This is a genomic window from Streptococcus sp. oral taxon 431 (genome assembly GCF_023115445.1).
Classification (GTDB): Bacteria; Bacillota; Bacilli; order Lactobacillales; family Streptococcaceae; genus Streptococcus.
On record NZ_JALDUI010000016.1, the window covers coordinates 1 to 24,444 of the forward strand.

Here is a 24,444-nt window from a genome sequence, read left to right on the forward strand (position 1 = left end):
TAATGCTCGGTGTTTAAAATCTGTACTATATGCCATAGCTTTATTATAACATGTATTTTATAAACTAAGATACTATAAAACCATTATTTTATGAGAGAAATCTCTAATTTCATAATCTGTAGGCAAACGCTTGCATTCCATTTTTTATTAGACTATAATAGGTTGGTATAAAGCCTTTTGTAATAATAAAATGTAGAAGGTTTAGAAAGTAAGGATTTAGAATATTTGTAGTCAATAATACAATATTGCTCTTCCTTACCATAGGGAGATAGATATGGCAATGATAGAAGTGGAACATCTTCAGAAAAATTTTGTGAAGACGGTCAAGGAGCCAGGTTTGAAGGGGGCTTTGCGCTCCTTTATTCATCCTGAAAAGCAGACCTTTGAAGCGGTCAAGGATTTGACCTTTGAGGTTCCAAAAGGACAAATTTTAGGCTTTATTGGGGCAAATGGTGCTGGAAAGTCGACAACCATCAAAATGCTGACCGGGATTTTAAAGCCGACATCTGGTTTTTGCCGAATTAACGGCAAAATTCCGCAAGACAATCGCCAAGATTATGTCAAGGATATTGGGGTTGTTTTTGGACAACGGACCCAGCTATGGTGGGATTTGGCTCTGCAAGAGACCTACACGGTCTTGAAAGAGATTTACGATGTGCCAGATTCGCTCTTTCATAAGCGAATGGACTTTTTGAATGAAGTCTTAGACTTGAAGGACTTTATCAAGGATCCCGTGCGGACTCTTTCACTAGGTCAACGGATGCGGGCGGATATTGCGGCTTCCTTGCTTCACAATCCCAAGGTTCTCTTTTTAGATGAGCCAACCATCGGTTTGGATGTTTCGGTTAAGGATAACATTCGTCGGGCCATTACCCAAATCAATCAGGAGGAAGAAACAACCATTCTCTTGACCACTCACGACCTGAGTGATATTGAGCAACTTTGTGATCGGATTTTCATGATTGACAAGGGGCAGGAGATTTTTGATGGAACGGTTAGCCAGCTCAAGGAGACCTTTGGAAAGATGAAGACTCTCTCCTTTGACCTGACGCCAGGTCAAAATCATCTAGTCTCTCATTATGAGGGCTTGCCTGATATGTCCATTGCTAGACAAGGAAATATTCTCAATATTGAATTCGATAGTTCCCGCTACCAGTCGGCCGATATTATCAAGCAAATCTTATCTGATTTTGAGGTCCGTGATTTGAAGATGGTGGATACGGATATTGAGGATATTATCCGTCGCTTCTATCGAAAGGAGCTCTAAGATGGTCAAATTGTGGAGACGTTATAAACCCTTTATCAATGCAGGGATTCAGGAATTGATCACCTATCGGGTGAATTTTCTTCTCTATCGGATTGGTGATGTCATGGGTGCTTTTGTGGCTTTTTATCTCTGGAAGGCAGTCTTTGATTCCTCGCAGGAGTCCTTAATCCAGGGCTTCAGCATGGCGGATATCACCCTCTACATCATCATAAGTTTTGTGACTAATCTTCTGACTAGGTCGGATTCTTCCTTTATGATTGGTGATGAGGTCAAGGATGGTTCCATTATCATGCGCTTGTTGCGACCAGTGCATTTTGCGGCTTCTTACCTCTTTACCGAGCTTGGTTCCAAGTGGTTGATTTTTATCTCTGTTGGACTGCCATTTTTAAGTGTCATTGTTTTGATGAAAATTTTATCTGGGCAAGGGATTGTAGAAGTGCTGGGACTAACTACCCTTTATCTTTTTAGCTTAACGCTGGCCTATCTGATTAACTTTTTCTTTAATATCTGCTTTGGATTTTCTGCCTTTGTGTTTAAAAATCTTTGGGGTTCCAATCTACTCAAGACTTCCATAGTGGCCTTTATGTCTGGGAGTTTGATTCCCTTGGCTTTCTTTCCCAAGGTTGTTTCAGATATTCTGTCCTTCTTGCCTTTCTCATCCTTGATCTACACTCCAGTCATGATTATTGTTGGAAAATACGATGTCAATCAGATTCTTCAGGCACTCGCTTTGCAGTTTTTCTGGCTTTTAGTGATGATAGGTTTGTCTCAGTTGATTTGGAAACGAGTTCAGTCATTTATCACCATTCAGGGAGGTTAGTATGAAAAAATATCAACGCATGCATCTGATTTTTATCAGACAATACATCAAACAAATCATGGAATACAAGGTGGATTTTGTGGTTGGTGTGCTGGGTGTTTTCCTGACACAAGGGTTGAACCTCTTGTTTCTCAATGTCATCTTTCAACACATCCCATCCTTAGAAGGCTGGACCTTTCAAGAGATTGCCTTTATCTATGGCTTCTCCTTGATTCCTAAGGGACTGGACCATCTCTTTTTTGACAACCTCTGGGCTTTAGGTCAACGACTAGTCCGAAAAGGAGAATTTGATAAATATCTGACTCGTCCTATCAATCCCCTATTTCATATTCTGGTTGAGACCTTTCAGATTGATGCCTTGGGTGAGCTCTTGGTCGGTGGCATTCTATTGGGAACCACAGTGACTAGCATTGCTTGGACTCTTCCCAAATTCCTGCTTTTCCTAGTTTGTATTCCTTTTGCGACCTTGATTTATACTTCCTTGAAAATCGCAACAGCCAGTATCGCCTTTTGGACCAAGCAGTCAGGTGCCATGATTTACATTTTCTATATGTTTAATGATTTTGCCAAGTACCCGATTTCCATTTACAATTCGCTCCTTCGTTGGTTAATTAGCTTTATTGTACCTTTCGCCTTTACGGCCTACTATCCTGCCAACTATTTCTTGCAGGGCAAGGATGGACTCTTTAATATTGGTGGTTTGATTCTGATTTCTCTTATCTTCTTTGGAATCTCTCTAAAACTCTGGGATAGGGGATTAGACGCTTACGAAAGTGCGGGTTCGTAAGAGATAAAGTAAGACTAAAATCAAGAAAGGAACTTATGATGTTTGTAATTGAAGCAGTCAAGGATGAAAATCAAAAAATGGCAGTTGTCGCTGAAGTTTTAAAGGATTTGCCAGAATGGTTTGGAATACCAGAAAGTACGCAAGCCTATATCGAAGGAGCCAAGGACTTGCAAGTGTGGGCTGCCTTTCAGGAGAGTGATTTGCTTGGCTTTGTGAGCTTGTCCTATTCTAGTGAAGATTGTGCAGAGATTGATTGTCTCGGTGTAAAAAAAGCTCATCAAGGTAGAGGAATCGGGAGTCAATTGCTTGCTACTTTAGAAAGTGAAGCACGCAAAAACGTTGATTATTTACAAGTGAAAACAGTAGCAGAAGGCTCTAATAAAGATTATGATCGAACAAATGTCTTTTATCGCAGTCTTGGCTTTAAAAAATTAGAGATTTTTCCACAACTTTGGGGGCCTCAAAATCCTTGTCAGATTTTGATTAAAAAGATGGGTTAAGAATCCCTTGACATCCTTTCTTATAGTGCTATACTATAAGTGGAATCGCCGATTTAGCTCAGTTGGTAGAGCACCGCATTCGTAACGCGAAGGTCACAGGTTCGATCCCTGCAATCGGCATTTTTACTAATGTAAAGAAAGACAAAGAAAATTTAAAATGTTTATTTAAAGGCAATTATCTCAAGTTGATTGTTAAAAATAATTTAGTATTTTATTTGAAAAAAACAGTAAAAAAGCGCAAAAAATCACTTCCTGTGCTACACTGTAATTGAAAATTTTTTATTTTAGGCGTTAGAACTGTTTCCTCAGTCCTAGCGCCTTTTCTGTTTGATAAGTCTGTTTGGTGGAGGATACTCAATGAAAATCAAAGAGCAAAGTAGGAAACTAGCCGCAGGTTGCTCAAAGCACTGCTTTGAGGTTGTAGATAGAACTGACGAAGTCAGCTCAAAACACTGTTTTGAGGTTGCAGATGAAACTGACGAAGTCAGTAACATATATACGGCAAGGCGACGTTGACGCAGTTTGAAGAGATTTTCGAAGAGTATGAGAATCTTATGGGCGCAAGCAATGATGGCTTTCATCTTGCTTCCTCTTTGGGAAATTCGATTGTAAAAAGAAGAAAAAGCTGGATCTTTAGAATGTGCTGCAATCAATCCCGACATAGTCAAAGCTTGCTTGATAGATCGATTTCCTTGCGTGATGTGTGAAGATTTTTTAATGCCAGCACTTTCATAAGACTGTTGAGCATAGTCGGCAGAATAAACCTTTTAGAAGCGCCCTATTCCAACACATTGTAGGACTGTCCCACGCTTGATTTCAGTATGGATAGTTTGAGGAGTTTTTCCAAGTAGAGGGGCAATTTCTCTATTTGATTTCCCTTTTTTTCCATCGTTCGATTAACCGACGGCTATCGATTGTCAAATGTTTGGATTTTGTAGTATAATGGCTTTGAATCTCTGTGCCTTTCTTGTGTTTGTGATTGAACAACAAGTATAACACAGAGCTGTTTTCTTATGCCTATAAGAGCTTTTATGTGACAAGAGAACCCCTTGAAGCTGTTTTGTCAGCTAAAGCAAGGCTAGTCTGAGCCTTGGACACCAGCCTAACATCATCAGGCCGCTTATCAAATGAAATTGAGTACTAGCTATAAGCTAGTTGAAGCATCTAATTTTTAGGAGGGCTGGATGGCTAACTTCATTATAGAACTTTCAGTAAAGCAAAAATCATAAAAAGTATAATAAAATTTTCTGAAAATAATTGACAAGTTCTGTTTTTTCTTGTAAAATAAGAAAAATTAAATACAACACCGAATGAAGTTTAATAGAAGCGGAAAATCGTTTGATTTTTCATGACTGTAAATGGACGGAACTCTGGAGAGACCGTAAAGGCACCGAAGGGGCAAGGCAGGCAACTGCTCAAACTCTCAGGTAAAAGGACAGAGCAATGATAGAGCGCTTTTTGGCATTTATCGATGCATTCCAGAGTACATGTTTTTAACATGTGCTCTTTCTTTTGGGGTTGATTAGATAGGAGAAATGCATGTTAAATTTGCTAAAAGAAATAGACGCTTTTGTATGGGGACCACCCCTTTTGATCTTATTGGTTGGTACAGGGATTTACTTGACTCTTCGTTTAGGACTTTTACAAATTTTGCGTCTCCCTAAGGCCTTCCAGCTTATTTTTACCAAAGACAAGGGACATGGTGATGTTTCGAGCTTTGCTGCCTTGTGTACAGCCCTAGCAGCAACTGTTGGTACGGGAAATATCATCGGGGTGGCAACAGCCATCAAGGTGGGAGGTCCTGGTGCCCTCTTCTGGATGTGGATAGCAGCTTTTTTTGGAATGGCGACCAAGTATGCAGAGGGCTTACTGGCTATCAAATATCGGAGTAAGGATGAAAATGGCGCTATCGCTGGAGGACCGATGCACTATATTCTTCTAGGTATGGGAGAAAGGTGGCGACCCTTGGCGATGCTCTTTGCCTTGGCAGGTGTTTTGGTAGCTCTCTTAGGTATTGGTACCTTTACCCAGGTCAACTCCATCACAGAGTCCATACAAAATACAACCAGCTTGTCACCGACCATTACAGCTCTAGTCCTTTCTATATTTGTTGGGATTGCGGTCTTTGGTGGACTCAAATCTATTTCGAAAGTTTCTACTACAGTAGTTCCTTTTATGGCTATTGTCTACATCTTGGGAACCTTGACAGTCATTTTTGTTAATATTGAGAAAATCCCTGCAACTTTGACCTTGGTCTTTACATCAGCTTTTAGTCCAGTTGCTGCAGTCGGAGGATTTGCAGGAGCCAGTGTTCGGATGGCTATTCAAAACGGTGTGGCGCGTGGGGTCTTCTCAAATGAGTCGGGCTTAGGTTCAGCTCCTATTGCGGCTGCGGCAGCCAAGACAAATGAACCGGTGGAGCAAGGTTTGATTTCCATGACAGGAACCTTTATTGATACTCTAATCATCTGTACCCTGACTGGTTTGACCATCTTGGTAACTGGTGTTTGGAGTGGTGATTTGAATGGTGTTGCTTTGACTCAGTCAGCTTTTTCTACAGTCTTCTCTTTCTTTGGATCTGCTCTTCTAACAATCTTCTTGGTACTTTTTGCCTTTACCACGATTTTGGGATGGAACTATTACGGAGAGCGTTGTTTTGAGTTTCTCTTTGGTGTTCGCTTTATCTGGCTCTATCGTGTGGTCTTTGTTGCCATGGTCTTACTGGGTGGCTTCATTGAGTTGGATATGGTCTGGGTCATTGCGGATATTGTCAATGCACTTATGGCTCTACCAAACTTGATTGCACTCTTAGCCTTGTCGCCAGTTGTTATTGCTGAGACTAAGAAATATTTTGATAAATAATGTAAGATTGATCTTTCCATTTAAAGGAAAAGCTAGCATCTGTTTGTGAGATGCTAGCTTTTTTTCACTTTTAGGGCTAGTCTTTTATTTTATGTCATAAGATGAATGAAATTCAATAGTACATCTTTTATGATATCCTTTATTTGCACTTTTATTTATTGTATAATAGTCAGCATAAATCCGTTTTTGGTCTGATATATCTTGTTTCATCTATATGCGAAAGAGAAATAAACTGGAGGTGTTTATGTCAAAAGATATTCAAAAATTAGTGATTTCACAAGGAATAGCGAATCTAGCAGATGTCTTTTTTAGAGTTGTTGTGATTGCAAATGTGTTTGTCTTATCTGGTTCGGTTATTTCAACCTCCCTAGTGCCAATTCTGATAGGTCTATCCTCCTTTTTAGCCAGTTTCTTAGTCCCGTTAGTAACAAAGAGACTAGCTTTAAATCGTGTTCTTTTCTTGACTCAATTGGGTAAGACGATTCTGCTAGCGATTTTGGTTTTTCTACTCAAGCAATCTGAAACTATTTCCCTCCCTCTTTTATATGCTATTGTAACTTTTATCTCCATTTTGGATGGTTTTGCAGCACCTATTTCCTATGCGATTGTTCCACGCTATGCAAGAGATTTAGCTAAAGCGAACGCAGCTATTTCTATGAGTGGTGAAAGTGTACAACTCGTTGGTTGGGGCTTAGGAGGCTTCTTATTTGCGAGTCTGGGAATGAAGCCTAGCCTGCTCATTGTGTTAGCCTTGTTTACAATTTCTACGATTTTGATGTTCGGTTTGCCACTAGTCGAAAAAGAAGAGTTGTCCTCTGAAACAAGTCTTGAGACGCTCACAAAAGGTTGGATATTGGTGGTTAAAAAATCAAGATTACGCCTTATTGTCCAGGCTAATCTCTTAGAAATTCTAGCTAATGCTATCTGGGTATCTTCTGTTTTACTTGTTTTTGTGACTGAAATTTTACATCAGTCAGAAAGCTATTGGGGTTATGTCAATACGGCCTATTCCTTGGGGATTATCTTGGGAGGAGCTATTATCTTCCGTCTAGCCGAGAAAGTTGTTACCTATAAGTATCAAACTATGACATTTTCTTTGTTATCGACAACACTAGTAACACTCTTGATATTACTATTTCCAAATCCACCTGCTTTTCTATTCCTATCTCTAGTAATTGGTTTTCTATCTCAGATTAAGGAAGTCCCTGAGAGCGTATTATTACAGGAATCGGTTGATGAGAAGGAACTTGTAAATCTTTACTCCGTTATTGAAGTTGTCTCTACCTTGGCCTTTTCTGCCTCTGTTTTTCTAATGAGTTCCATCACAGAATATTTTGGAGTATTTACTAGTTTTGTCTTGGCTATAGTCTGTTTGCTGGTAGAGGCCATCTTAGTTTTAAAAAACAAGCATCAGATAAATTAACAGTTATGATCACACATCTGGTGTGATTTTTTTGTTTTCATAAAAATTTTTTATCAGTGCAATTTAAAATATATATTATGCAAGGTATAGATTCTGTGTTAGACTTATTGTCAACGAAAAGCTAATGACTCATCAATCAAGGCAAGGATTTGTTCAATAGGCTGATGAGACTTCGTAAGATTTTCGCAGAAACTATTTAATTACAAAATGAAAAGAGGTCCCCTTATGACAACATTTACTATCCACACAGTAGAATCAGCACCAGCAGAAGTGAAAGAAGTTCTTGAAACGGTACAAAAGGACAACAATGGCTATATCCCAAATCTTATCGGTCTTTTGGCCAATGCCCCTACAGCCCTAGAGGCTTATCGCACTGTTGGCGCTATTAACCGTCGCAACAGTCTAACACCTGTAGAGCGCGAAGTGGTGCAAATCACTGCAGCCGTAACTAATGGTTGCGCCTTCTGCGTCGCTGGACATACAGCCTTTTCTATCAAGCAAATCCAGATGAATGATGACCTACTTCAAGCTCTTCGCAATCGTACTCCAATCGAAAGCGATCCTAAGCTGGATACCCTAGCTAAGTTTACCTTGGCAGTTATCAATACCAAAGGGCGCGTAGGAGATGAAGCTCTTGGAGAATTTCTTGAAGCAGGCTATACACAAGAAAATGCCTTGGATGTCGTTCTCGGTGTCAGTCTAGCAAGTCTTTGTAACTATGCCAACAACCTAGCTAACACACCGATTAATCCAGAATTACAACCTTATGCATAAGAGGAGGACAAAGTATGGGATTTTTTTCAGAAGAATTTTTAAGCTGGTTAGACCAGCACGCTGATGAAATTGACAAAAAATCATGTCAAGCTGGAGAAGAGCTGATTGAGAAAATTGCTGCAGAAGGTGCCTTTCGTGTAGGAGTACCAAAAGTTCTTGGAGGGCTAGGTGGAAGTGATCAAGATGTTATCGATATCCTTGCAGAACTCGCTCAACATTCCTTAACAGCTTCCTTTATCTCATGGGGGCAACGAACTTTAATAGACAATATTCTTCATACTGATAATGCTTACTTCAAAGAAGTTTACTTGGAAAAACTCTTATCAGGAGAATATGCAGGTGCTACGGCTTTGTCTAATGCGGTCAAGTATCTATCTGACTTAGAGGAACTAAATGTTCGAATCCTTGAAGAAAATGGGAATTATTACCTAAAAGGACGACTTCCTTGGGTAACCAATGCTCGTAGGGATCGCTTCCTCACTATTTTTGTAGCAGGATTTGCAGATGATCCGAGTCAAAGTTATGTAGTAGCCGTACCATCGGACGCAGAAAACTTTAGTCGTTCCGAAGATTTGGAATTTGTCTCTCTCCAAGGAGGGAATACAGCAGCCCTGACTTTTAACAAGGTCCCTTTAAAGGAAGAGTGGATTCTATCCAAGGATGCTCATCAGTTTTTAGCACAAAATCGTCCAGCCTTTTTAGGCTACCAATTTGGCCTAGCCTTTGGCTTAGCTGAACGTTCACTCTCAGAAGTCGAAAAAGAATTGGGGAAACGAGGTGTCTTGAAGGAAGAATGGCAGCATCAGGTCGAACAGTTAGATGATATTCGACATTCTCTCTATCAAGGACTATCTGAAGAGTCCTATTTCGTTAGAAATCCGCGCGAACTATTCCAGTTACGAATTGATATTGTTGATGTTGTTGCCCAAAGTCTCTTATTAGAACTACAAGCTGGTGGCGGTAGAGGATACTTTAGTAAATCGACATCCGGTTTCATACGTCGTTGGAATGAAGGTGCCTTTTTGCCAATTGTTTCTCCTAGTGCAGTACAGTTGCGACATATTCTAGCGACAAACTAAAAATAAAGAAAATAAAAACGAGGTTTATCTTTTTAAACTTCGTTTTTTAATACTTCATTTAAGCGCTTTTATGCTATACTGATAATAACATGACTATTGGAGGTTCATATGAAAAAACTCCCCTTGGCCTTTTCAGGGTGTTTATTGGGATTGGCTGGAGCAGGCAATCTCATATTGGATATTTTTCCACTATTATCGCACGTCTTTAGTTTGTCAGGCTTGATTTTATGGTTTTATTTTTTATACAGTCATCTTAGTGATTGGCAAGAAAGCCAGCAAGAACTTAAGAAAGCTCCTCTATTATCGGGAATGGCGACCTTTCCCATGGCAGGGATGATTTTATCAACCTACTTACTGCGAATCTTACCTACGAGTATGAGTATCATAGCACAAGCTCTTTGGTGGTTTGCCTTTCTACTGGATGTAGGTTTAATCATCTACTTCACTAAAAATTATGTGCAGACTAAACCAAGAACGAGCGCAACGCCAAGTTGGACAGTTCTTTATGTAGGGATAGCAGTAGCAAGCTTGACCAACCCAGTGGTGGGCATAGTCGAGATTGCCTATGGAGCTTGGATTTTTGGATTTACCTTAACCCTTTTCCTTTATCCTCTGATTTATCAAGATTTGAAAAGTAATCCATTGCCACGGGCTTTACTGGGGCAAGAAGGAATCTACTGTGCTCCCTTTTCTCTACTGTTAGCAGCACTCGTTCGGATCGGAGGTTCAGGACTTCATGGCTGGATTTTGCTAGTCATGATCCTTGCTTCACAAACTTTCTTTTTCTTTGTCCTCAGTCGTTTGCCAAGGATTTTAAAACAGGGATTTCAACCAGCTTTTTCAGCCCTAACTTTCCCAACTATCATCACAGCAACTTCATTGAAAATGGCCCAAGGCATTCTGCAGTTTCCAGTCCTTAACTTTCTCGTTTGGTTAGAGATTATCATTTGTTTAACGATTCTTGTCTATGTATTAGTAGAATATATGCGGTATTTAAGAAACTAAAAAAGCCCCTAGCACTGAGAAGTGTTAGGGGTTTGTTGTCGAGCATAGAAACAATCAATTAGTTCAGCTTTCTCCTACTGCTCTTCATGTTCGGATAAAAAATAATAAGTCATAGTACCGAAGATTGATCCTACTCCGAGTCCTACTAATAGGAAAAATGCGATCATTTTGAGTTCTAGAAACTGCAAGAAGAAATCTGTAATGGAGTGATTTTCAAGAAGTACTTTTTTGGAAAATAGGATAAATAAGTAGAGAGTTGGGATGCTAGTTCCAACTAACCAACTTCTTAACTTGATTTGACGCTTGCTGTAAGTGATTTGTGGAATCTCGGATTGATCATCATCTTCTAAGTGAAGCCCTCTAGTAGAATATCTTGCCTTGAGACTGAGGGTAAAAATCATCAAGAAGTAGAGATAGGGCATAGCCATTCGAACCATCTCTATAAAGCGTCCAAACAAAAGATAGAACAGGAAGAGAAAGAAGGAAGAGTAAAAGATTTGGACCATGGAACGGGCGCAAGCCTTATAGATGACCTCTTGACGGCATTCGTCAAAAGGCCCTTGTATATGAAAGAAATTTCGAACTAAGCGAGTGGTTAAGTCTTCTTTTTTCATGGTAGTGACCTCTTAATAACCTTGTTTTTGATTAGCTTCTTTAAAGAGTTGATAGAGAGTATAGAAGTAGACTAGACTAAAAACGATACAGATGGTTAGAAATAGGAGATATCTCCAATCCATAGAATTCGTTAACAGTTGTGGGAAAGATACGAGGATAAAGCAGAGAGATGCGTTTAAGAGGCGTATTTTTTTTGATGTGATTTTCTGAAATCTTTGTCCTTTGTTCAAGACAGGAAGGGCTAAGAGGAAGATGATTAGAAAAGGACGCGTAATTTGGCCATAAACTAGGAAAACTGTCATAAAGATACTGATCAAAATATGGCTGAGAATTAAAGTTTGTAGTGATTTCATAAGTTTCCTCCTAATCGTCGTCTTGATCTTCTCTAGCTTTTTGAATACGAAGAGTGATGACAATATGCACTGTTAATCCGAAAAAGAAGGCTGCAACGATGGTTGACAAGATACTTCTTGTATTCAAGAGAGCGGTAAGATAGTTTTTGCTATCATCCATTAGGATATTGAGAAGTGGCATTCCAAACAACATGGCTATTCCATAGCCAAGACCAGCTTTAAGACCAGGATTACGTAACTGTTTCTTTTCTTTCTGGTTCAACACGTCAGGATCAATAGAAGCAATACCAGTTTTTGTAGTTTGACTAGTGACATAGATAGCACAAACCATGGAAATTAGAAAGATAATGATTGGATATCCAAAAGCGACTACTTGGGGATATCTAAAAGCAAGGACAAAGGGAATAAGATTGCCTAAAGTCATGAGGTAAAAGAGAATCATAAAGATTTTATTTCCGATGTGCTCAGCTTCGCGCCGTTTGTGTTCATCAAGTGGCCCTGAAATGCCATAGATACGTTTGATTAGTTTTTCATAGAGGGGTTCTTTTTTCATGGGTAATTTCTCCTAAATGAACGATGTTATTTTGTTTCTTTTACGAATTGATAGAGATAATAAAGATAAGTAATAGAAGAAAGGATAGCGATAGTTAGCAATAGATAATATTTCCAATCGTTTGAAATAACCGTCAGTTGTGGTAAGGATAGAAAGGATAGAATCATAAAGAATAGTGCTAAGTTGAGTATGCGCGTTTTTTGGGAATCTATCTTTAGATAAGTCAGTCCTTTGTTGAGTGCTGGAACAAAGACAAGAACAAGGACTGTATCGTAGATGGGCAAGTTCCCTGAAACGATGATGAAGATGAGCAGTGAAGCAAACAAAAGATGATAGGTAAGTAAAGTTACTAGTGATTTCATAAGCTTTCTCCTAATCCTTATCTTGCTCTTTTTTAGCTCTTGCAATGCGAAGTGAGTCGACAATATGTATCATAACTCCGAAAAAGAAAGCTCCCAGTATAGTTTTAAAAATATGTTTTGTATTTAGAAGAGAACTGATAAAATTTGAATTTTCACTTGTTAGGGTATCAATGAGTGGAATTATAAAAAATATCACTGTTCCATAAATCGAACCTGCTTTTAGACCAGGATAACGTAACTGCTTCTTTTCTTTTTTCATGAGTTTCCTCCTAATCCTTATCCTGGTCTTCCTTGGCTTTTGCAATGCGACGGGAGATGATAATCTGTATGACCACTCCAAAGAAGACAGACTGGAGGATACTTGAAAAAATATTTTTAAAAGCGAGAAGAGACTGAAGATAGTCCTGACTCTCACCTAGCAGTATAAGGAGAAGAGGGGTTGAAAAAAAACTCATTAATCCATAGACTATCCCAGCTTTCAGACCAGGGTAATGTAGTTGCTTACTTTCTTTCTCAGTCAGCATATCTGGTTCGATAGTTGTAATCCCTGTTTTTTGCATTTGGTAGGTGACATAGCCAGCAGCGATGAGGGCAATCACTAAAATCAGAGGAGGATAGACTAGAGCCACTAGTTGGGGATATTTATAGGCTAGAACGAGTGGAATAACATTGCCGAAAATCATCAGATAAAAGAGAATCATAAAGACTTTATTTCCGATTCGGTCAGCCTCACGTCGTTTGTATTCGTCAAGCGGATCGGAAATACCGTAAGTGCGTTTGATCAGTTTTTCCGTGAAGGTTTCTTTTTTCATTTTTCTTCTTCTTTTTAAAAATCGTCCTCCCAAAAGAGACTGTTGAGGTCAGTTTGGAGGCTGCGGGCGAGATTGAGACAAAGTTCCAGGGTGGGGTTGTACTTGTCGTTTTCAATCATGTTGATGGTTTGTCTCGAGACACCGATATCCTTGGCAAGTTCGAGCTGGGATATGCCCAATTCCTTGCGGAATTCTTTCACACGATTCATGCTTCCTCCTTTTTATTTATGTCACATATATTTGACTATAGTATATTCTTTTAAAAATAAAATGTCAACTATTTTTGACATATTTTTAAGAGAAAGTTGATGAGAATATTTCCGTTATAAAATCTTCTAGCAATTTTATGCTATAATGGAGAAAAGTACAGAATTATAAGAGTGAATTGGATAGACTGAAAGCTATCCACTAAAGAAGGAGCAGAAAATGAACCATAAGATTGCAATTTTATCAGACATTCATGGCAATACGACGGCCTTAGCTGCAGTGCTTGAGGACGCAAAAAATTTGGGAGCGACTGAATATTGGCTTTTGGGAGATATTTTTCTACCTGGACCGGGAGCAAATGACTTGGTGGCTCTTTTGAAAGACCTTCCCATTACAGCATCCGTTCGAGGAAACTGGGATGATAGTGTTTTAGAGGTTTTAGATGGACAATATGGTTTAGAGGATCCCAAAGAAATTCAGCTTCTCAGGATGACTCAGTATCTGATGGAGCGTCTAAACCCAGAGCATATTGATTGGTTGAGAAAGCTACCTATGGTAGCCAAGAAAGAAGTTGAAGGCTTGCGTTTTTCTCTTTCTCATAATTTACCTGAGAAAAATTATGGTGGTGATTTGCTGGTTGAAAATAATACCGAAAAATTTGACCAGTTACTTGATGAAACTACGGATGTAGCCGTCTATGGGCATGTCCATAAACAGCTCCTACGTTATGGTAGCCAAGGCCAACAAATCATCAATCCAGGTTCGATTGGTATGCCTTATTTTAACTGGAAAGAGCTGAAAAATCACCGAGCCCAGTATGCCTTACTCGAAGTTGAAAATGGTGAATTGGTCAATATCCAATTTCGTAAGGTTGCCTATGATTATGAAGCAGAGTTAGAATCAGCCAAGGAAAAAGGCCTTCCTTTTATCGAAATGTATGAAGAGTTGCGACGTGAGGACAACTATCAAGGCCATAATAGAGATTTGTTAGCTAGTTTAATTGACAAGCATGGCTATGTAGAGGATGTCAAGAATTATTTTGATTTTTTGTAAGAGTTGCTTTAATGAACAGATACTAAATAAAGAGTCTGGGACAAAAGTCCTAGCCTCTTTTTGATGTTGGATTGTCGAGCAAGACGCAGTGGTTGAGTGGGCTCAACTACGCTGATTTCATCAGCTTTTACAGCCCTACTCAACTGTGCGGAGGTGGGACGACGAAATCGAATTCTAACGAATTACCGATTTCTGTCCCACTCTCTTTTAATATTTCTTATTGTAATTGAGATTGATCTGGTAGGTAAGAACCACCGAGATAGGTTTTGCTGAGTTTTTCAAGGGTTCCATCTTGGTAGAGTTCTTTAAGAACCTTGTCAAATTGGTCTTTAAATTCTTTTTGGTCACTTGAAAAGATGATGTAATTGTTTGGATTGTCATTGCTTTCCAAGTCAACTACGTTCAAGTCTAAAACTCGGTCTTGGATAATTTTTTGAACAGAGATTTTATCAAAGATTAGGAAATCAAATTCGCCATTTGCGAGGTCAGTCAGACGTTTAGCGACATCTTCACCAGAGTATTGGATGGTAGCAGGATTGTCTGAATGGCTTTGATTCCAGTCCGCAACAACCTTGGCAGTAGAAGTTCCAGTATCATCCTGGGTTGTTTTACCAGCGATGTCTTGCAGAGAAGTAAGAGCTTTGTCTTTTCTGCTTACAAGCACCAAAGGATTTTTAGCGATAGGTAGGGAGTAGAGGTATTTGGCTGCTCTCTCTTTGGTATAGCTCAAGTTGTTGGCAGCAGCTTGGTAACGGCCAGCATCCACTCCAGGGAAGATACTTTCCCAAGCTGTTTTTTGAAATTCAATCTTGTATTGATCCAGTTTTTCATCGACCGCTTTTAAAACTTCAACATCATATCCAGTTAGGCTACCATCTTTTTCAAAGTCAAAAGGTGGGATGTCTCCGGCAGTTGCTACGACAATGGTTTTAGGACTAGCAGTGGAAGTTGAAGTACTTTCTTGTTTAGATTGTCCACAGGCGACCAACAAGGGACTAATGGCTAATCATAAGAATAATTTTTTCATAAGATAATGGTGTCTAGCTTACCAGACAATCAATCAGATATCTAATATATATTTTTTATGGAAGTGATAGAGAAATATTATAATTTCCAGTTTTGTAGTAAACAACTCAAGTAAGAAAAAGATAATTTGTTTCACCAATGAAAAATCTCTGCAAGCTCTTTCAGAATGTGGTAAAATGGAAGCAATAGAAATAGAAAAGGAAATCAATTATGAAATTTCTTGAGTTAAATAAAAAACGTCATGCGACCAAGCATTTTATTGATAAACCTGTCGATCCGAAGGATGTTCGTACAGCTATTGAAATCGCAACCTTGGCACCAAGTGCCCACAACAGTCAGCCTTGGAAATTTGTCGTGGTTCGTGAGAGAAATGCTGAACTAGCAAAATTGGCTTACGGTTCAAACTTTGAGCAAGTAGCGTCTGCACCTGTAACCATTGCCTTGTTTACAGATACAGACTTAGCCAAACGTGCTCGCAAGATTGCCCGTGTTGGTGGAGCAAAGAACTTCTCAGAAGAACAACTTCAGTACTTTATGAAAAATCTTCCAGCAGAGTTTGCGCGTTACAACGAACAACAAGCCAGTGACTACTTGGCTCTTAATGCTGGACTTGTTGCTATGAACTTGGTCCTTGCTTTGACTGACCAAGGAATCGGATCAAACATTATCCTTGGTTTTGACAAATCAAAAGTCAATGAAGTCTTGGAAATCGAAGAACGCTTCCGTCCAGAGCTCTTGATTACAGTGGGATACACAGATGAGAAGTTGGAACCAAGCTACCGCTTGCCAGTAGATGAAATTATCGAAAAAAGATAGGAAGAAAAAATGACAGTTATTGATTTTACAGCAGAAGTAGAAAAACGTAAAGAAGACCTCTTGGCTGACTTGTTTAGCCTTTTGGAAATCAACTCAGAACGTGATGACAGCAAGGCAGATGCTGAGCATCCATTTGGGCCTGGGCCAGTAAAAGCCTTGGAAAAATTCCTTGAAATCGCAGACCGTGATGGCTACCCAACAAAAAATGTCGACAACTATGCCGGACATTTTGAGTTTGGTGAAGGAGAAGAAGTTCTCGGAATCTTTGCCCACATGGACGTAGTGCCAGCTGGTAGCGGTTGGGACACTGACCCTTACACTCCAACTATCAAAGATGGTCGTCTTTATGCGCGTGGTGCTTCTGACGATAAGGGACCAACTACAGCTTGTTACTATGGTTTGAAAATCATCAAAGAACTCGGACTTCCAACTTCTAAGAAAGTTCGTTTCATCGTCGGAACTGATGAAGAATCAGGTTGGGCAGATATGGACTACTACTTCGAGCATGTAGGACTTGCAAAACCAGACTTTGGCTTCTCTCCAGATGCTGAATTCCCTATCATCAATGGTGAAAAAGGAAACATCACAGAATACCTTCACTTTGCTGGTGAAAATACTGGTGAAGCTCGTCTTCACAGCTTCACAGGTGGCTTGCGTGAAAACATGGTACCTGAGTCAGCAACGGCAGTTGTTTCAGGTGACTTGGCTGACTTGCAAGCTAAACTAGATGCCTTCGTAGCAGAGCACAAACTCAGAGGAGACATTCAAGAAGAGAATGGTCAATACAAGGTAACTGTAATTGGTAAATCAGCCCACGGTGCTATGCCTGCTTCAGGTGTCAATGGTGCGACTTATCTTGCTCTTTTCCTCAGCCAATTTGCCTTTGAAGGACCTGCAAAAGACTACCTCGATATTGCTGGTAAGATTCTCTTGAACGACCATGAAGGGAAAAACTTGAAAGTAGCTCATGTGGATGAAAAGATGGGTGCTCTTTCTATGAATGCTGGTGTCTTCCGCTTTGATGAAACAAGTGCTGATAATACCATTGCCCTTAACTTCCGTTATCCAAAAGGAACAAGCCCTGAGCAAATCAAATCAGTTCTTGAAAACTTGCCTGTTGCTTCAGTTAGCCTTTCTGAACATGGGCACACTCCTCACTATGTGCCAATGGAAGACCCACTCGTTCAAACCTTGTTGAATGTTTATGAAAAACAAACAGGTCTTAAAGGTCACGAACAAGTCATCGGTGGTGGAACATTTGGACGTTTGTTAGAGCGTGGTGTCGCTTACGGTGCTATGTTCCCAGATTCTATCAATACCATGCACCAAGCCAACGAATTTATCGCCTTGGACGACCTCTTCCGTGCAGCAGCCATCTACGCTGAAGCTATCTATGAATTGATCAAATAATGCTATAGAAGTCTGAGATTTAATGCTTAGACTTCTTTTTGGAGGAGAAAATGTCTCAAATCGAAAGAATCAAGCAAGCTCTCATAGAGGATCCACAGAATGCCAGCTATACTGAGCAAGGCATCGAGCCACTCTTTGCAGCACCAAAAACAGCTCGTATCAATATCATTGGTCAAGCGCCTGGTCTCAAAACCCAAGAAGCAGGGCTATACTGGAAGGATAAAAGTGGGGACCGCTTGCGCGAATGGTTGGGTGTGGATGAAGACACCTTTTACAAGTCAGGTTACTTTGCAGTCATGCCCATGGATTTCTACTTTCCAGGTCATGGGAAATCGGGTGACCTGCCACCTCGTCCAGGTTTTGCAGAAAAGTGGCATCCTAAACTTTTGAAAGAATTACCAGATATTCAATTAACCCTCTTGATTGGGCAGTATGCCCAAGCCTACTATCTAAATGAGAAAGTTAGTGGCAAGGTAACAGACCGTGTGCATCGATTTAAAGATTATTTGCCTGATTATTTCCCTCTGGTACACCCATCACCACGTAATCAAATTTGGATGAAAAAAAATCCTTGGTTTGAGGAAGAAGTGGTTCCAGATTTGAAAAAAAGAATTAAAACTATTTTAGGAGAAAAAGAATGAACGAAATTACGTTTGACGATTTTTATCAGCTTTATCAGAAAGAGTCGCTTTCTGTATTAGATGTGAGAGAAGTAGAGGAATTTGAGGCTCTTCATTTAGAAGGTGCTCGTAATTTCCCTCTCAGTCAACTGGCAGATACTTATGAGCAACTAGATAAAACCCAGCCTTACTATGTGATCTGTAAATCAGGAATACGTTCCGCACGCGCTTGTCAATTTTTAGCAGAACAAGGCTATGAGGTTATCAATGTCCAAGGTGGCATGGATGCCTTAGAATAAGAAAATCTCCCTTTGAGACCGAAAATAAGAAAGGTTTTAAAGGGAGTTTATTTGCTCTAAAAATCAGAAAATTGAAAACATTTTAAAATTATTTCGAGATAGCCTTTTCAAGCCTTTAATCATGTTATACTAAGAAAGTATTTTATTTTTTATAAGGAGAGTTTATGGCTAAAAAAGGTGCTTTAACAGGATTACTCCTGTTTGGAATATTTTTTGGAGCAGGTAACTTGATTTTCCCTCCAACTCTAGGCGCACAGTCTGGAGAAAACTTTCTCCCTGCCATTGCAGGATTTGTATTTTCAGGTGTTGGGATTGCCGTCCTAACCTTAATCATTGGAACCCTTAATCCAAAGGGCTATATCTATGAAATTTCTAAGAAAATTTCACCATGGTTTGCGACAATTTATCTCGCAGCTTTGTACTTGTCGATTGGTCCATTCTTTGCCATTCCACGTACAGCAACGACATCATTTGAAGTTGGTATTAGTCCGCTATTAGATCAAGCAGATAAAGGTTTAGGTTTGATTGTCTTCACCATTCTATACTTTGTAGCTGCCTACCTAATTTCGCTGAATCCTTCAAAAATCTTGGATCGTATTGGTCGAGTCTTGACTCCAGTTTTTGCCATCTTAATTGTTATTCTGGTCATCCTTGGAGCTTTAAAGTATGCTGGGAACGCACCACAAGCAGCTTCAGGAGCTTATCAAGCTTCCGCCTTTGGAGCTGGTTTCTTAGAAGGATACAATACACTTGACGCGCTTGCTTCGGTTGCCTTCAGTGTTATTGCAGTACAAACCTTGAAACAACTTGGTTTTTCAAACAAGAAAGAGTACATTTCAACCATTTGGGTTGTTGGAATCGTTGTAGCACTCGGATTTAGTGCTCTCTACATCGGTCTAGGTTTCTTGGGCAATCATTTCCCAGTAACAGAAGAAGCAATGAAGAGTGGAACTCCTGGAGTTTATATCTTGTCTCAAGCTACTCAAGAAATCTTTGGTTCTACTGCTCAGCTTTTCCTTGCGGCTATGGTAACCGTTACTTGCTTCACAACGACTGTAGGGTTGATTGTATCAACTGCCGAGTTCTTTAACGGACGTTTCCCACAAGTCAGCTACAAGGTTTATGCGACTGTCTTTACCTTGATTGGTTTTGCCATTGCAAATCTTGGTTTGAGTGCTATTATTAAGTACTCTGTACCAGTTCTCGTTATTTTGTACCCAATTACGATTGCCATTGTCATGATTGTGATTGTGAACAAGTTTGTTGCTCTTTCAAAACCAGGAATGCAATTAACGGTTGGTATTGTCACAGCCATTGCCATTGCAAGTGTTTTAGGATCTACTTTTAAAGTTGAGGTCCTTGCAAATATCGTGAACACTCTACCATTTGCGGAGGCTTCTCTGCCATGGTTAGTACCAGCTATTATCGGTATTCTACTTTCTCTTGTTCTTCCAAATAAACAAGAAAGTGAAGCTTTTGAAATGGAATAAAAAATACCTTGGCTCTATTGGGCCAAGGTTTTTATATTCTATAAAAGTTAGTCGGTTTTTTCAGTAAATCCAAGTTCAGTTAGCAATTTTTTAGAAGCAGCAAAACTGAACGTTTTCCCAACCCCAGAATATTCTTCAGGGAAGGCTTTTCTGAGTTCATCAATATTAGCGACTGTAAAATCAAATTCTGCATCTTGAACGACTTTCCCATCTTGAATTTCAATAGTCTGGCGAACACCCTGGATGCCATTATAGCCTTTGTAGGTTTCTTCAACCAAGGTTTTAAGTTCTTCTGGTGTTTTGTTGTAAGATTCTGGATCATAGATATTATGACCTGATTGTTTCAATACTTTGTCTCCTTCAACACTATAAGTCAGGGTAGAAGTAAAGCCAGGACGAGTATCATTGACAAAGGTAGCAGTTTTTACCTCAGCTTTTGTTTCTGAGTTTTCAAGCGTGTTTTTTTCCTCCTTGCTAGGGCTAGAGGAAGTAGTTGTTGATTGTTTAGAACATCCCAACAAGACAAGCAAAGATAGAACTAGACAGAGGCTAGCTTTGAAATATTTCTTCATGTCTTTTTTCCTTTCATCATAAATCTAATATCATTATAGCACAGCCATTTTTTGGAATCAAAGTATTAGGTGTCGTCCTTTTTTACACATACTAAAATGGGAAAAGTGATATAATATTAGGAAGAGGTGAAGAAATGAATCAAACTGTAGAATATATCAAAGAACTTACTGCTATCGCGTCCCCAACAGGTTTTACGCGTGAGATTACGAATTATTTGGTTGAGACTCTTGAAAAACTAGGTTATCAACCAATCCGTACTGCCAAAGGTGGTGTCAACGTTACTGTCAAAGGTAAAAATGACGAGCAACAGCGTTTTATAACTGCCCATGTGGATACCTTGGGGGCTATTGTCCGTGCTGTTAAACCAGACGGTCGTCTTAAGATGGACCGTATCGGTGGCTACCCTTGGAATATGATTGAAGGCGAAAACTGTACAGTTCATGTGGCTAGTACAGGTAAGACTATTTCAGGTACCATTTTGATCCACCAGACTTCTTGTCACGTTTACAAAGATGCTGGAACTGCGGAACGCACGCAGGACAATATGGAAGTTCGTTTGGATGAAAAAGTAACCAACGAAAAAGAAACACGCGCACTCGGTATCGAAGTTGGAGACTTTATCAGTTTTGACCCACGAACTGTCGTTACTGAGACAGGCTTTATCAAGTCTCGTCATTTGGATGACAAGGTCAGCGCAGCTATTCTCCTTAATCTCCTCAAAGTCTACAAAGAAGAAGGGATTGAACTTCCTGTCACTACGCATTTTGCCTTCTCGGTCTTTGAAGAAGTGGGGCATGGTGCTAACTCAAGTATCCCTAGTCAAGTTGTTGAGTACCTAGCAGTAGACATGGGAGCAATGGGAGATGATCAGCAGACAGACGAGTACACAGTGTCTATCTGTGTTAAAGATGCTTCTGGTCCTTACCACTATGAATTCCGTCAACATTTGGTTGCTTTAGCAAAAGAGCAAGATATTCCATTTAAACTAGATATCTATCCATTTTACGGTTCGGATGCTTCTGCGGCCATGTCAGCTGGAGCAGAAGTCAAACACGCTCTTCTAGGAGCGGGTATCGAGTCTAGTCACTCATACGAACGTACCCATGTTGATTCTGTTGTAGCAACTGAACGTATGGTAGATGCTTATCTCAAGAGTGACTTGGTGGACTAAGATGTGCTTGATTTGTGATCGAATTGAACTCATCAAGACTGGTGACAATCCCTACTTTGTAAAAGAACTGGAAACAGGCTATGTTGTCATTGGAGACCACCAGTATTTTGAAGGTTACACTCTGTTTTTAGCAAAGGAACATGTCACAGAACTACATCATCTAGATCCAAGTGTTAAACTTCGTTTTTTAGAGGAAATGAGTATGGTTCAGGAAGCTGTCTCTAAAGCCTTCTCTGCTGAAAAGATGAATGTAGAGTTGCTTGGAAATGGGGATGCCCATGCCCACTGGCATATTTTTCCGAGACGTGAGGGTGATATGAAGGGGCACGGTCTTAATGGTCGTGGTCCAGTCTGGTGGGTTCCTTGGGAAGAAATGGCAGCAGAAGATTGCCAAGCGCAACCGAAACAATTAGAAAACTTAATTCAAACTTTATCCGTTGCATTGGATAAAGTTATCATATGAAAGGATAAATCATGAAAAAAAGATACCTTATCTTGTCTGGACTACTAGCCCTAACATTGGCGGCTTGTTCGCAAGAAAAACCAGCAACTTCTGACGCAAAAGCTTCTTCAGAGCAAAAGACTGTACAAGAAGGAACCGCGGGAAGTAAATCTCAGGAAGCGAGCCCCAAAAAGGCAGAAGTGGTCAATAAGGGAGATTACTATAGTATTCAAGGCAAGTACGATGAAATTGTTATCGCTAATAAACACTATCCCTTATCTAAAGATTATAATCCAGGAGAAAATCCTACCGCTAAGGCAGAACTGTTGAAACTTATTGCAGCTATGCAGCAAGCAGGTTTCCCAATCAGCGACCACTATAGTGGATTTAGAAGTTATGAGACTCAGGTTAAATTGTATCAAGATTATGTCAATCAAGACGGAAAGGCAGAGGCTGACCGCTATTCTGCACGACCTGGATATAGTGAACACCAAACTGGTCTTGCTTTCGACCTTATCGGCACAGATGGAGACTTAGTGACAGAAGAAAAAGCAGCCCAATGGCTCTTGGATCATGCTGCAGACTATGGCTTCGTCGTTCGTTATCTTAAAGGTAAGGAAAAAGAAACAGGATATATGGCTGAAGAATGGCATTTGCGCTACGTCGGAAAAGAAGCCAAAGAAATTGCAGCAAGTGGTCTCAGTTTGGAGGAGTATTATGGCTTTGAAGGTGGAGACTATGTTGATTAGTCGCAAAACACCTTGCAAGATTACTTAAAATTTGATAAAATGAATAATAATTAAATAGGAATCTGCAAGACTAGTATCTCAGGGGAAGTATATCAGGGAGGAGAGCCGTGACTGAAAGCTCTCTATATGAAAGCTGGGTGAATTCACTTGCCTATGGATTCAGAAATAAAGGTCTGACTTGTCAGATGAAAACGGATGGTACCGCGTGTCAACGCTCCGAGTGGAGTTTTTGGCATGTGGTTTTCTTTTTATCTACGAGAGACTGATGGAGGAATTATGTCAACTATTGAAGAACAATTAAAAGCGCTTCGTGAAGAAACGCTAGCTAGCTTGAAGCAGATTACTGCTGAAAATGAAAAAGAGATGCAAGAATTGCGTGTCTCAGTCCTTGGTAAAAAAGGATCACTGACTGAAATCCTTAAAGGAATGAAAGATGTTTCTGCAGAAATGCGACCAGTTATCGGAAAATACGTAAATGAGGCTCGTGATGTCTTGACAGCTGCTTTTGAAGAAACAGCTAAACTATTGGAAGAAAAGAAAGTCGCTGCACAATTAGCTAGCGAGAGCATTGATGTGACACTTCCAGGTCGTCCAGTTGCGACTGGTCACCGTCACGTTTTAACACAAACTAGTGAAGAAATCGAAGATATCTTTATCGGTATGGGTTACCAAGTTGTGGATGGATTTGAAGTGGAGCAAGACTACTACAACTTTGAACGTATGAATCTTCCAAAAGACCACCCAGCCCGTGATATGCAGGACACTTTCTACATCACAGAAGAAATCTTGCTCCGTACCCACACATCTCCAGTTCAGGCGCGTGCTATGGATGCCCATGACTTCTCTAAAGGTCCTTTGAAAATGATCTCACCAGGGCGAGTATTCCGTCGTGATACAGACGATGCAACCCACAGTCACCAATTCCACCAAATCGAAGGCTTGGTTGTCGGGAAAAACATCTCTATGGCTGACCTTCAAGGAACTCTTCAGTTGATTGTCCAAAAAATGTTTGGTGAAGAGCGTCAAATCCGTTTGCGTCCATCTTACTTCCCGTTCACAGAGCCTTCTGTTGAGGTCGATGTTTCATGCTTCAAGTGTGGTGGAGACGGCTGTAATGTATGTAAGAAAACTGGTTGGATCGAGATTATGGGTGCCGGAATGGTTCACCCACGTGTTCTAGAAATGAGTGGTATCGATGCAACTGTATACTCTGGTTTTGCCTTTGGTCTTGGACAAGAGCGTGTAGCCATGCTTCGTTACGGAATCAACGATATCCGTGGATTCTACCAAGGAGATGTCCGCTTCTCAGAACAGTTTAAATAAGATTGAAAGCTGAAACACAATCCTATACAGTTCTAGTCATTTCCTCTCGGTGA

28 protein-coding genes, 1 tRNA gene, 1 pseudogene and 1 riboswitch are annotated in these 24,444 nt (G+C 40.0%); of the genes and pseudogenes, 20 read left to right on the plus strand and 10 right to left on the minus strand.

The features are described from left to right. The first annotated feature begins 274 nt into the window (after positions 1 to 274). The 5 genes from M1R56_RS08090 to M1R56_RS08110 all read left to right on the plus strand — a co-directional run bounded on the left by M1R56_RS08090 (position 275) and on the right by M1R56_RS08110 (position 3,494). Positions 275 to 1,267: an ATP-binding cassette domain-containing protein gene (locus M1R56_RS08090; protein ID WP_248035620.1), complete on the plus strand. Its 993-nt coding sequence runs from the start codon at positions 275 to 277 to the stop codon at positions 1,265 to 1,267. A gap of 1 nt (position 1,268) precedes the next feature. Beyond that, a complete protein-coding gene (locus M1R56_RS08095) occupies positions 1,269 to 2,087 on the plus strand; it encodes an ABC-2 family transporter protein (RefSeq protein ID WP_248035622.1) in 819 nt (272 codons plus the stop codon). A 1-nt stretch (position 2,088) separates the two neighbouring features. Continuing rightward, on the plus strand, positions 2,089 to 2,874 hold the full coding sequence (locus tag M1R56_RS08100; RefSeq protein ID WP_248035624.1) for an ABC transporter permease: 786 nt from the start codon (positions 2,089 to 2,091) through the stop codon (positions 2,872 to 2,874). 38 nt (positions 2,875 to 2,912) lie between these two features. Next, a complete protein-coding gene (locus tag M1R56_RS08105) occupies positions 2,913 to 3,374 on the plus strand; it encodes a GNAT family N-acetyltransferase (RefSeq protein WP_248035733.1) in 462 nt (153 codons plus the stop codon). Between the two features lie 47 nt (positions 3,375 to 3,421). After that, a tRNA-Thr gene (locus tag M1R56_RS08110) sits at positions 3,422 to 3,494 on the plus strand. 650 nt (positions 3,495 to 4,144) lie between these two features. On the opposite strand, the pseudogene M1R56_RS08115 reads toward M1R56_RS08110, so the two are convergent. Then, positions 4,145 to 4,328, minus strand: a pseudogene (locus tag M1R56_RS08115) (helix-turn-helix domain-containing protein); the annotation flags it as partial. Positions 4,329 to 4,734: 406 nt separating this feature from the next. Continuing rightward, positions 4,735 to 4,823, plus strand: a riboswitch (glycine riboswitch). A gap of 90 nt (positions 4,824 to 4,913) precedes the next feature. Here M1R56_RS08115 and M1R56_RS08120 point away from each other — a divergent pair. The 5 genes from M1R56_RS08120 (at position 4,914) to M1R56_RS08140 (ending at position 10,517) form a co-directional block, all read left to right on the plus strand. Then, positions 4,914 to 6,236 carry a sodium:alanine symporter family protein gene (locus M1R56_RS08120; RefSeq protein ID WP_248035626.1) on the plus strand — a complete coding sequence of 441 codons (1,323 nt, stop codon included), beginning with the start codon at positions 4,914 to 4,916 and terminating at the stop codon, positions 6,234 to 6,236. 244 nt (positions 6,237 to 6,480) lie between these two features. Next, positions 6,481 to 7,659, plus strand: coding sequence for a ryptide export MFS transporter (locus tag M1R56_RS08125; protein ID WP_248035629.1), 1,179 nt, complete (start codon positions 6,481 to 6,483; stop codon positions 7,657 to 7,659). Positions 7,660 to 7,884: 225 nt separating this feature from the next. Then, on the plus strand, positions 7,885 to 8,433 hold the full coding sequence (locus M1R56_RS08130) for a carboxymuconolactone decarboxylase family protein (protein ID WP_045763587.1): 549 nt from the start codon (positions 7,885 to 7,887) through the stop codon (positions 8,431 to 8,433). A 14-nt stretch (positions 8,434 to 8,447) separates the two neighbouring features. Further along, entirely contained in the window at positions 8,448 to 9,512 is a 1,065-nt protein-coding gene (locus tag M1R56_RS08135; protein ID WP_248035632.1) for an acyl-CoA dehydrogenase family protein, read from the plus strand. A gap of 108 nt (positions 9,513 to 9,620) precedes the next feature. Then, complete coding sequence (locus M1R56_RS08140; RefSeq protein WP_248035634.1) at positions 9,621 to 10,517, plus strand: TDT family transporter; 897 nt, start codon at positions 9,621 to 9,623, stop codon at positions 10,515 to 10,517. Between the two features lie 74 nt (positions 10,518 to 10,591). Here M1R56_RS08140 and M1R56_RS08145 read toward each other — a convergent pair whose 3' ends face one another. Genes M1R56_RS08145 through M1R56_RS08175 form a run of 7 tightly spaced genes read right to left on the minus strand, consistent with a single transcriptional unit; the run spans position 10,592 to position 13,421 of the window. Further along, positions 10,592 to 11,131 carry a DUF3278 domain-containing protein gene (locus M1R56_RS08145; protein ID WP_248035636.1) on the minus strand — a complete coding sequence of 180 codons (540 nt, stop codon included), beginning with the start codon at positions 11,129 to 11,131 and terminating at the stop codon, positions 10,592 to 10,594. A gap of 12 nt (positions 11,132 to 11,143) precedes the next feature. Further along, complete coding sequence (locus M1R56_RS08150) at positions 11,144 to 11,485, minus strand: hypothetical protein (protein WP_049508169.1); 342 nt, start codon at positions 11,483 to 11,485, stop codon at positions 11,144 to 11,146. A 10-nt stretch (positions 11,486 to 11,495) separates the two neighbouring features. After that, entirely contained in the window at positions 11,496 to 12,038 is a 543-nt protein-coding gene (locus M1R56_RS08155; protein WP_248035638.1) for a DUF3278 domain-containing protein, read from the minus strand. A gap of 26 nt (positions 12,039 to 12,064) precedes the next feature. Beyond that, positions 12,065 to 12,400, minus strand: coding sequence for a hypothetical protein (locus tag M1R56_RS08160; protein ID WP_248035642.1), 336 nt, complete (start codon positions 12,398 to 12,400; stop codon positions 12,065 to 12,067). A gap of 10 nt (positions 12,401 to 12,410) precedes the next feature. Then, the gene (locus M1R56_RS08165) at positions 12,411 to 12,659 is read right to left on the minus strand and encodes a hypothetical protein (RefSeq protein ID WP_248035645.1); all 249 of its coding nucleotides are present in this window, start codon (positions 12,657 to 12,659) and stop codon (positions 12,411 to 12,413) included. A 10-nt stretch (positions 12,660 to 12,669) separates the two neighbouring features. Continuing rightward, positions 12,670 to 13,212 carry a DUF3278 domain-containing protein gene (locus tag M1R56_RS08170; RefSeq protein WP_248035648.1) on the minus strand — a complete coding sequence of 181 codons (543 nt, stop codon included), beginning with the start codon at positions 13,210 to 13,212 and terminating at the stop codon, positions 12,670 to 12,672. Positions 13,213 to 13,226: 14 nt separating this feature from the next. Then, positions 13,227 to 13,421, minus strand: coding sequence for a helix-turn-helix transcriptional regulator (locus M1R56_RS08175; protein ID WP_001082470.1), 195 nt, complete (start codon positions 13,419 to 13,421; stop codon positions 13,227 to 13,229). A 217-nt stretch (positions 13,422 to 13,638) separates the two neighbouring features. On the opposite strand from M1R56_RS08175, the gene M1R56_RS08180 reads away from it, so the two are divergent. Further along, positions 13,639 to 14,472, plus strand: coding sequence for a metallophosphoesterase family protein (locus tag M1R56_RS08180; RefSeq protein WP_248035651.1), 834 nt, complete (start codon positions 13,639 to 13,641; stop codon positions 14,470 to 14,472). Between the two features lie 217 nt (positions 14,473 to 14,689). On the opposite strand, the gene M1R56_RS08185 is transcribed toward M1R56_RS08180, so the two are convergent. Next, positions 14,690 to 15,472, minus strand: coding sequence for an amino acid ABC transporter substrate-binding protein (locus M1R56_RS08185; protein ID WP_248035735.1), 783 nt, complete (start codon positions 15,470 to 15,472; stop codon positions 14,690 to 14,692). Positions 15,473 to 15,708: 236 nt separating this feature from the next. Here M1R56_RS08185 and M1R56_RS08190 point away from each other — a divergent pair, with 236 nt between their 5' ends. From M1R56_RS08190 to brnQ, 5 genes are all read left to right on the plus strand, one after another. After that, complete coding sequence (locus M1R56_RS08190) at positions 15,709 to 16,314, plus strand: nitroreductase family protein (RefSeq protein ID WP_248035653.1); 606 nt, start codon at positions 15,709 to 15,711, stop codon at positions 16,312 to 16,314. Positions 16,315 to 16,323: 9 nt separating this feature from the next. After that, positions 16,324 to 17,724, plus strand: a complete 1,401-nt coding sequence (gene pepV, locus M1R56_RS08195) for a dipeptidase PepV (protein WP_248035656.1) — start codon at positions 16,324 to 16,326, stop codon at positions 17,722 to 17,724. 50 nt (positions 17,725 to 17,774) lie between these two features. Beyond that, a complete protein-coding gene (locus M1R56_RS08200) occupies positions 17,775 to 18,365 on the plus strand; it encodes a uracil-DNA glycosylase family protein (protein ID WP_248035658.1) in 591 nt (196 codons plus the stop codon). Beyond that, positions 18,362 to 18,643: a rhodanese-like domain-containing protein gene (locus tag M1R56_RS08205; RefSeq protein WP_248035661.1), complete on the plus strand. Its 282-nt coding sequence runs from the start codon at positions 18,362 to 18,364 to the stop codon at positions 18,641 to 18,643. Before M1R56_RS08200 ends, M1R56_RS08205 begins: the two co-directional genes overlap by 4 nt. Before the next feature lie 164 nt (positions 18,644 to 18,807). Further along, positions 18,808 to 20,133, plus strand: a complete 1,326-nt coding sequence (gene brnQ / locus M1R56_RS08210) for a branched-chain amino acid transport system II carrier protein (protein ID WP_248035664.1) — start codon at positions 18,808 to 18,810, stop codon at positions 20,131 to 20,133. A gap of 47 nt (positions 20,134 to 20,180) precedes the next feature. Here the strand turns inward: brnQ and M1R56_RS08215 are convergent, their stop codons facing one another. Further along, a complete protein-coding gene (locus tag M1R56_RS08215) occupies positions 20,181 to 20,705 on the minus strand; it encodes a DUF1307 domain-containing protein (protein WP_248035685.1) in 525 nt (174 codons plus the stop codon). 134 nt (positions 20,706 to 20,839) lie between these two features. Here M1R56_RS08215 and M1R56_RS08220 point away from each other — a divergent pair, with 134 nt between their 5' ends. From M1R56_RS08220 to pheS, 4 genes are all read left to right on the plus strand, one after another. Further along, positions 20,840 to 21,877 carry a M42 family metallopeptidase gene (locus M1R56_RS08220; RefSeq protein WP_248035686.1) on the plus strand — a complete coding sequence of 346 codons (1,038 nt, stop codon included), beginning with the start codon at positions 20,840 to 20,842 and terminating at the stop codon, positions 21,875 to 21,877. 1 nt (position 21,878) lies between these two features. Then, positions 21,879 to 22,340: an HIT family protein gene (locus M1R56_RS08225; RefSeq protein ID WP_248035687.1), complete on the plus strand. Its 462-nt coding sequence runs from the start codon at positions 21,879 to 21,881 to the stop codon at positions 22,338 to 22,340. Positions 22,341 to 22,351: 11 nt separating this feature from the next. Then, positions 22,352 to 23,068, plus strand: coding sequence for an LD-carboxypeptidase LdcB/DacB (gene ldcB, locus M1R56_RS08230; RefSeq protein WP_248035689.1), 717 nt, complete (start codon positions 22,352 to 22,354; stop codon positions 23,066 to 23,068). A 276-nt stretch (positions 23,069 to 23,344) separates the two neighbouring features. Further along, entirely contained in the window at positions 23,345 to 24,391 is a 1,047-nt protein-coding gene (gene pheS, locus M1R56_RS08235) for a phenylalanine--tRNA ligase subunit alpha (protein WP_248035692.1), read from the plus strand. The last annotated feature ends 53 nt before the right edge of the window (positions 24,392 to 24,444 follow it).

What these genes read in the sequence shown, in the direction of transcription:
- ldcB (WP_248035689.1), top strand. Translation starts at nt 22,352, where the DNA reads ATGAAAAAAAGATACCTTATCTTGTCTGGACTACTAGCCCTAACATTG.
- pheS (WP_248035692.1), top strand. Translation starts at nt 23,345, where the DNA reads ATGTCAACTATTGAAGAACAATTAAAAGCGCTTCGTGAAGAAACGCTA.
- brnQ (WP_248035664.1), top strand. Translation starts at nt 18,808, where the DNA reads ATGGCTAAAAAAGGTGCTTTAACAGGATTACTCCTGTTTGGAATATTT.
- M1R56_RS08140 (WP_248035634.1), top strand. Translation starts at nt 9,621, where the DNA reads ATGAAAAAACTCCCCTTGGCCTTTTCAGGGTGTTTATTGGGATTGGCT.
- M1R56_RS08175 (WP_001082470.1), bottom strand. Translation starts at nt 13,421, where the DNA reads ATGAATCGTGTGAAAGAATTCCGCAAGGAATTGGGCATATCCCAGCTC.
- M1R56_RS08215 (WP_248035685.1), bottom strand. Translation starts at nt 20,705, where the DNA reads ATGAAGAAATATTTCAAAGCTAGCCTCTGTCTAGTTCTATCTTTGCTT.
- M1R56_RS08135 (WP_248035632.1), top strand. Translation starts at nt 8,448, where the DNA reads ATGGGATTTTTTTCAGAAGAATTTTTAAGCTGGTTAGACCAGCACGCT.
- M1R56_RS08105 (WP_248035733.1), top strand. Translation starts at nt 2,913, where the DNA reads ATGTTTGTAATTGAAGCAGTCAAGGATGAAAATCAAAAAATGGCAGTT.
- M1R56_RS08190 (WP_248035653.1), top strand. Translation starts at nt 15,709, where the DNA reads ATGAAATTTCTTGAGTTAAATAAAAAACGTCATGCGACCAAGCATTTT.
- M1R56_RS08225 (WP_248035687.1), top strand. Translation starts at nt 21,879, where the DNA reads ATGTGCTTGATTTGTGATCGAATTGAACTCATCAAGACTGGTGACAAT.
- M1R56_RS08200 (WP_248035658.1), top strand. Translation starts at nt 17,775, where the DNA reads ATGTCTCAAATCGAAAGAATCAAGCAAGCTCTCATAGAGGATCCACAG.
- M1R56_RS08160 (WP_248035642.1), bottom strand. Translation starts at nt 12,400, where the DNA reads ATGAAATCACTAGTAACTTTACTTACCTATCATCTTTTGTTTGCTTCA.
- pepV (WP_248035656.1), top strand. Translation starts at nt 16,324, where the DNA reads ATGACAGTTATTGATTTTACAGCAGAAGTAGAAAAACGTAAAGAAGAC.
- M1R56_RS08100 (WP_248035624.1), top strand. Translation starts at nt 2,089, where the DNA reads ATGAAAAAATATCAACGCATGCATCTGATTTTTATCAGACAATACATC.
- M1R56_RS08145 (WP_248035636.1), bottom strand. Translation starts at nt 11,131, where the DNA reads ATGAAAAAAGAAGACTTAACCACTCGCTTAGTTCGAAATTTCTTTCAT.
- M1R56_RS08155 (WP_248035638.1), bottom strand. Translation starts at nt 12,038, where the DNA reads ATGAAAAAAGAACCCCTCTATGAAAAACTAATCAAACGTATCTATGGC.
- M1R56_RS08090 (WP_248035620.1), top strand. Translation starts at nt 275, where the DNA reads ATGGCAATGATAGAAGTGGAACATCTTCAGAAAAATTTTGTGAAGACG.
- M1R56_RS08220 (WP_248035686.1), top strand. Translation starts at nt 20,840, where the DNA reads ATGAATCAAACTGTAGAATATATCAAAGAACTTACTGCTATCGCGTCC.
- M1R56_RS08125 (WP_248035629.1), top strand. Translation starts at nt 6,481, where the DNA reads ATGTCAAAAGATATTCAAAAATTAGTGATTTCACAAGGAATAGCGAAT.
- M1R56_RS08205 (WP_248035661.1), top strand. Translation starts at nt 18,362, where the DNA reads ATGAACGAAATTACGTTTGACGATTTTTATCAGCTTTATCAGAAAGAG.
- M1R56_RS08180 (WP_248035651.1), top strand. Translation starts at nt 13,639, where the DNA reads ATGAACCATAAGATTGCAATTTTATCAGACATTCATGGCAATACGACG.
- M1R56_RS08130 (WP_045763587.1), top strand. Translation starts at nt 7,885, where the DNA reads ATGACAACATTTACTATCCACACAGTAGAATCAGCACCAGCAGAAGTG.
- M1R56_RS08165 (WP_248035645.1), bottom strand. Translation starts at nt 12,659, where the DNA reads ATGAAAAAAGAAAAGAAGCAGTTACGTTATCCTGGTCTAAAAGCAGGT.
- M1R56_RS08170 (WP_248035648.1), bottom strand. Translation starts at nt 13,212, where the DNA reads ATGAAAAAAGAAACCTTCACGGAAAAACTGATCAAACGCACTTACGGT.
- M1R56_RS08150 (WP_049508169.1), bottom strand. Translation starts at nt 11,485, where the DNA reads ATGAAATCACTACAAACTTTAATTCTCAGCCATATTTTGATCAGTATC.
- M1R56_RS08120 (WP_248035626.1), top strand. Translation starts at nt 4,914, where the DNA reads ATGTTAAATTTGCTAAAAGAAATAGACGCTTTTGTATGGGGACCACCC.
- M1R56_RS08095 (WP_248035622.1), top strand. Translation starts at nt 1,269, where the DNA reads ATGGTCAAATTGTGGAGACGTTATAAACCCTTTATCAATGCAGGGATT.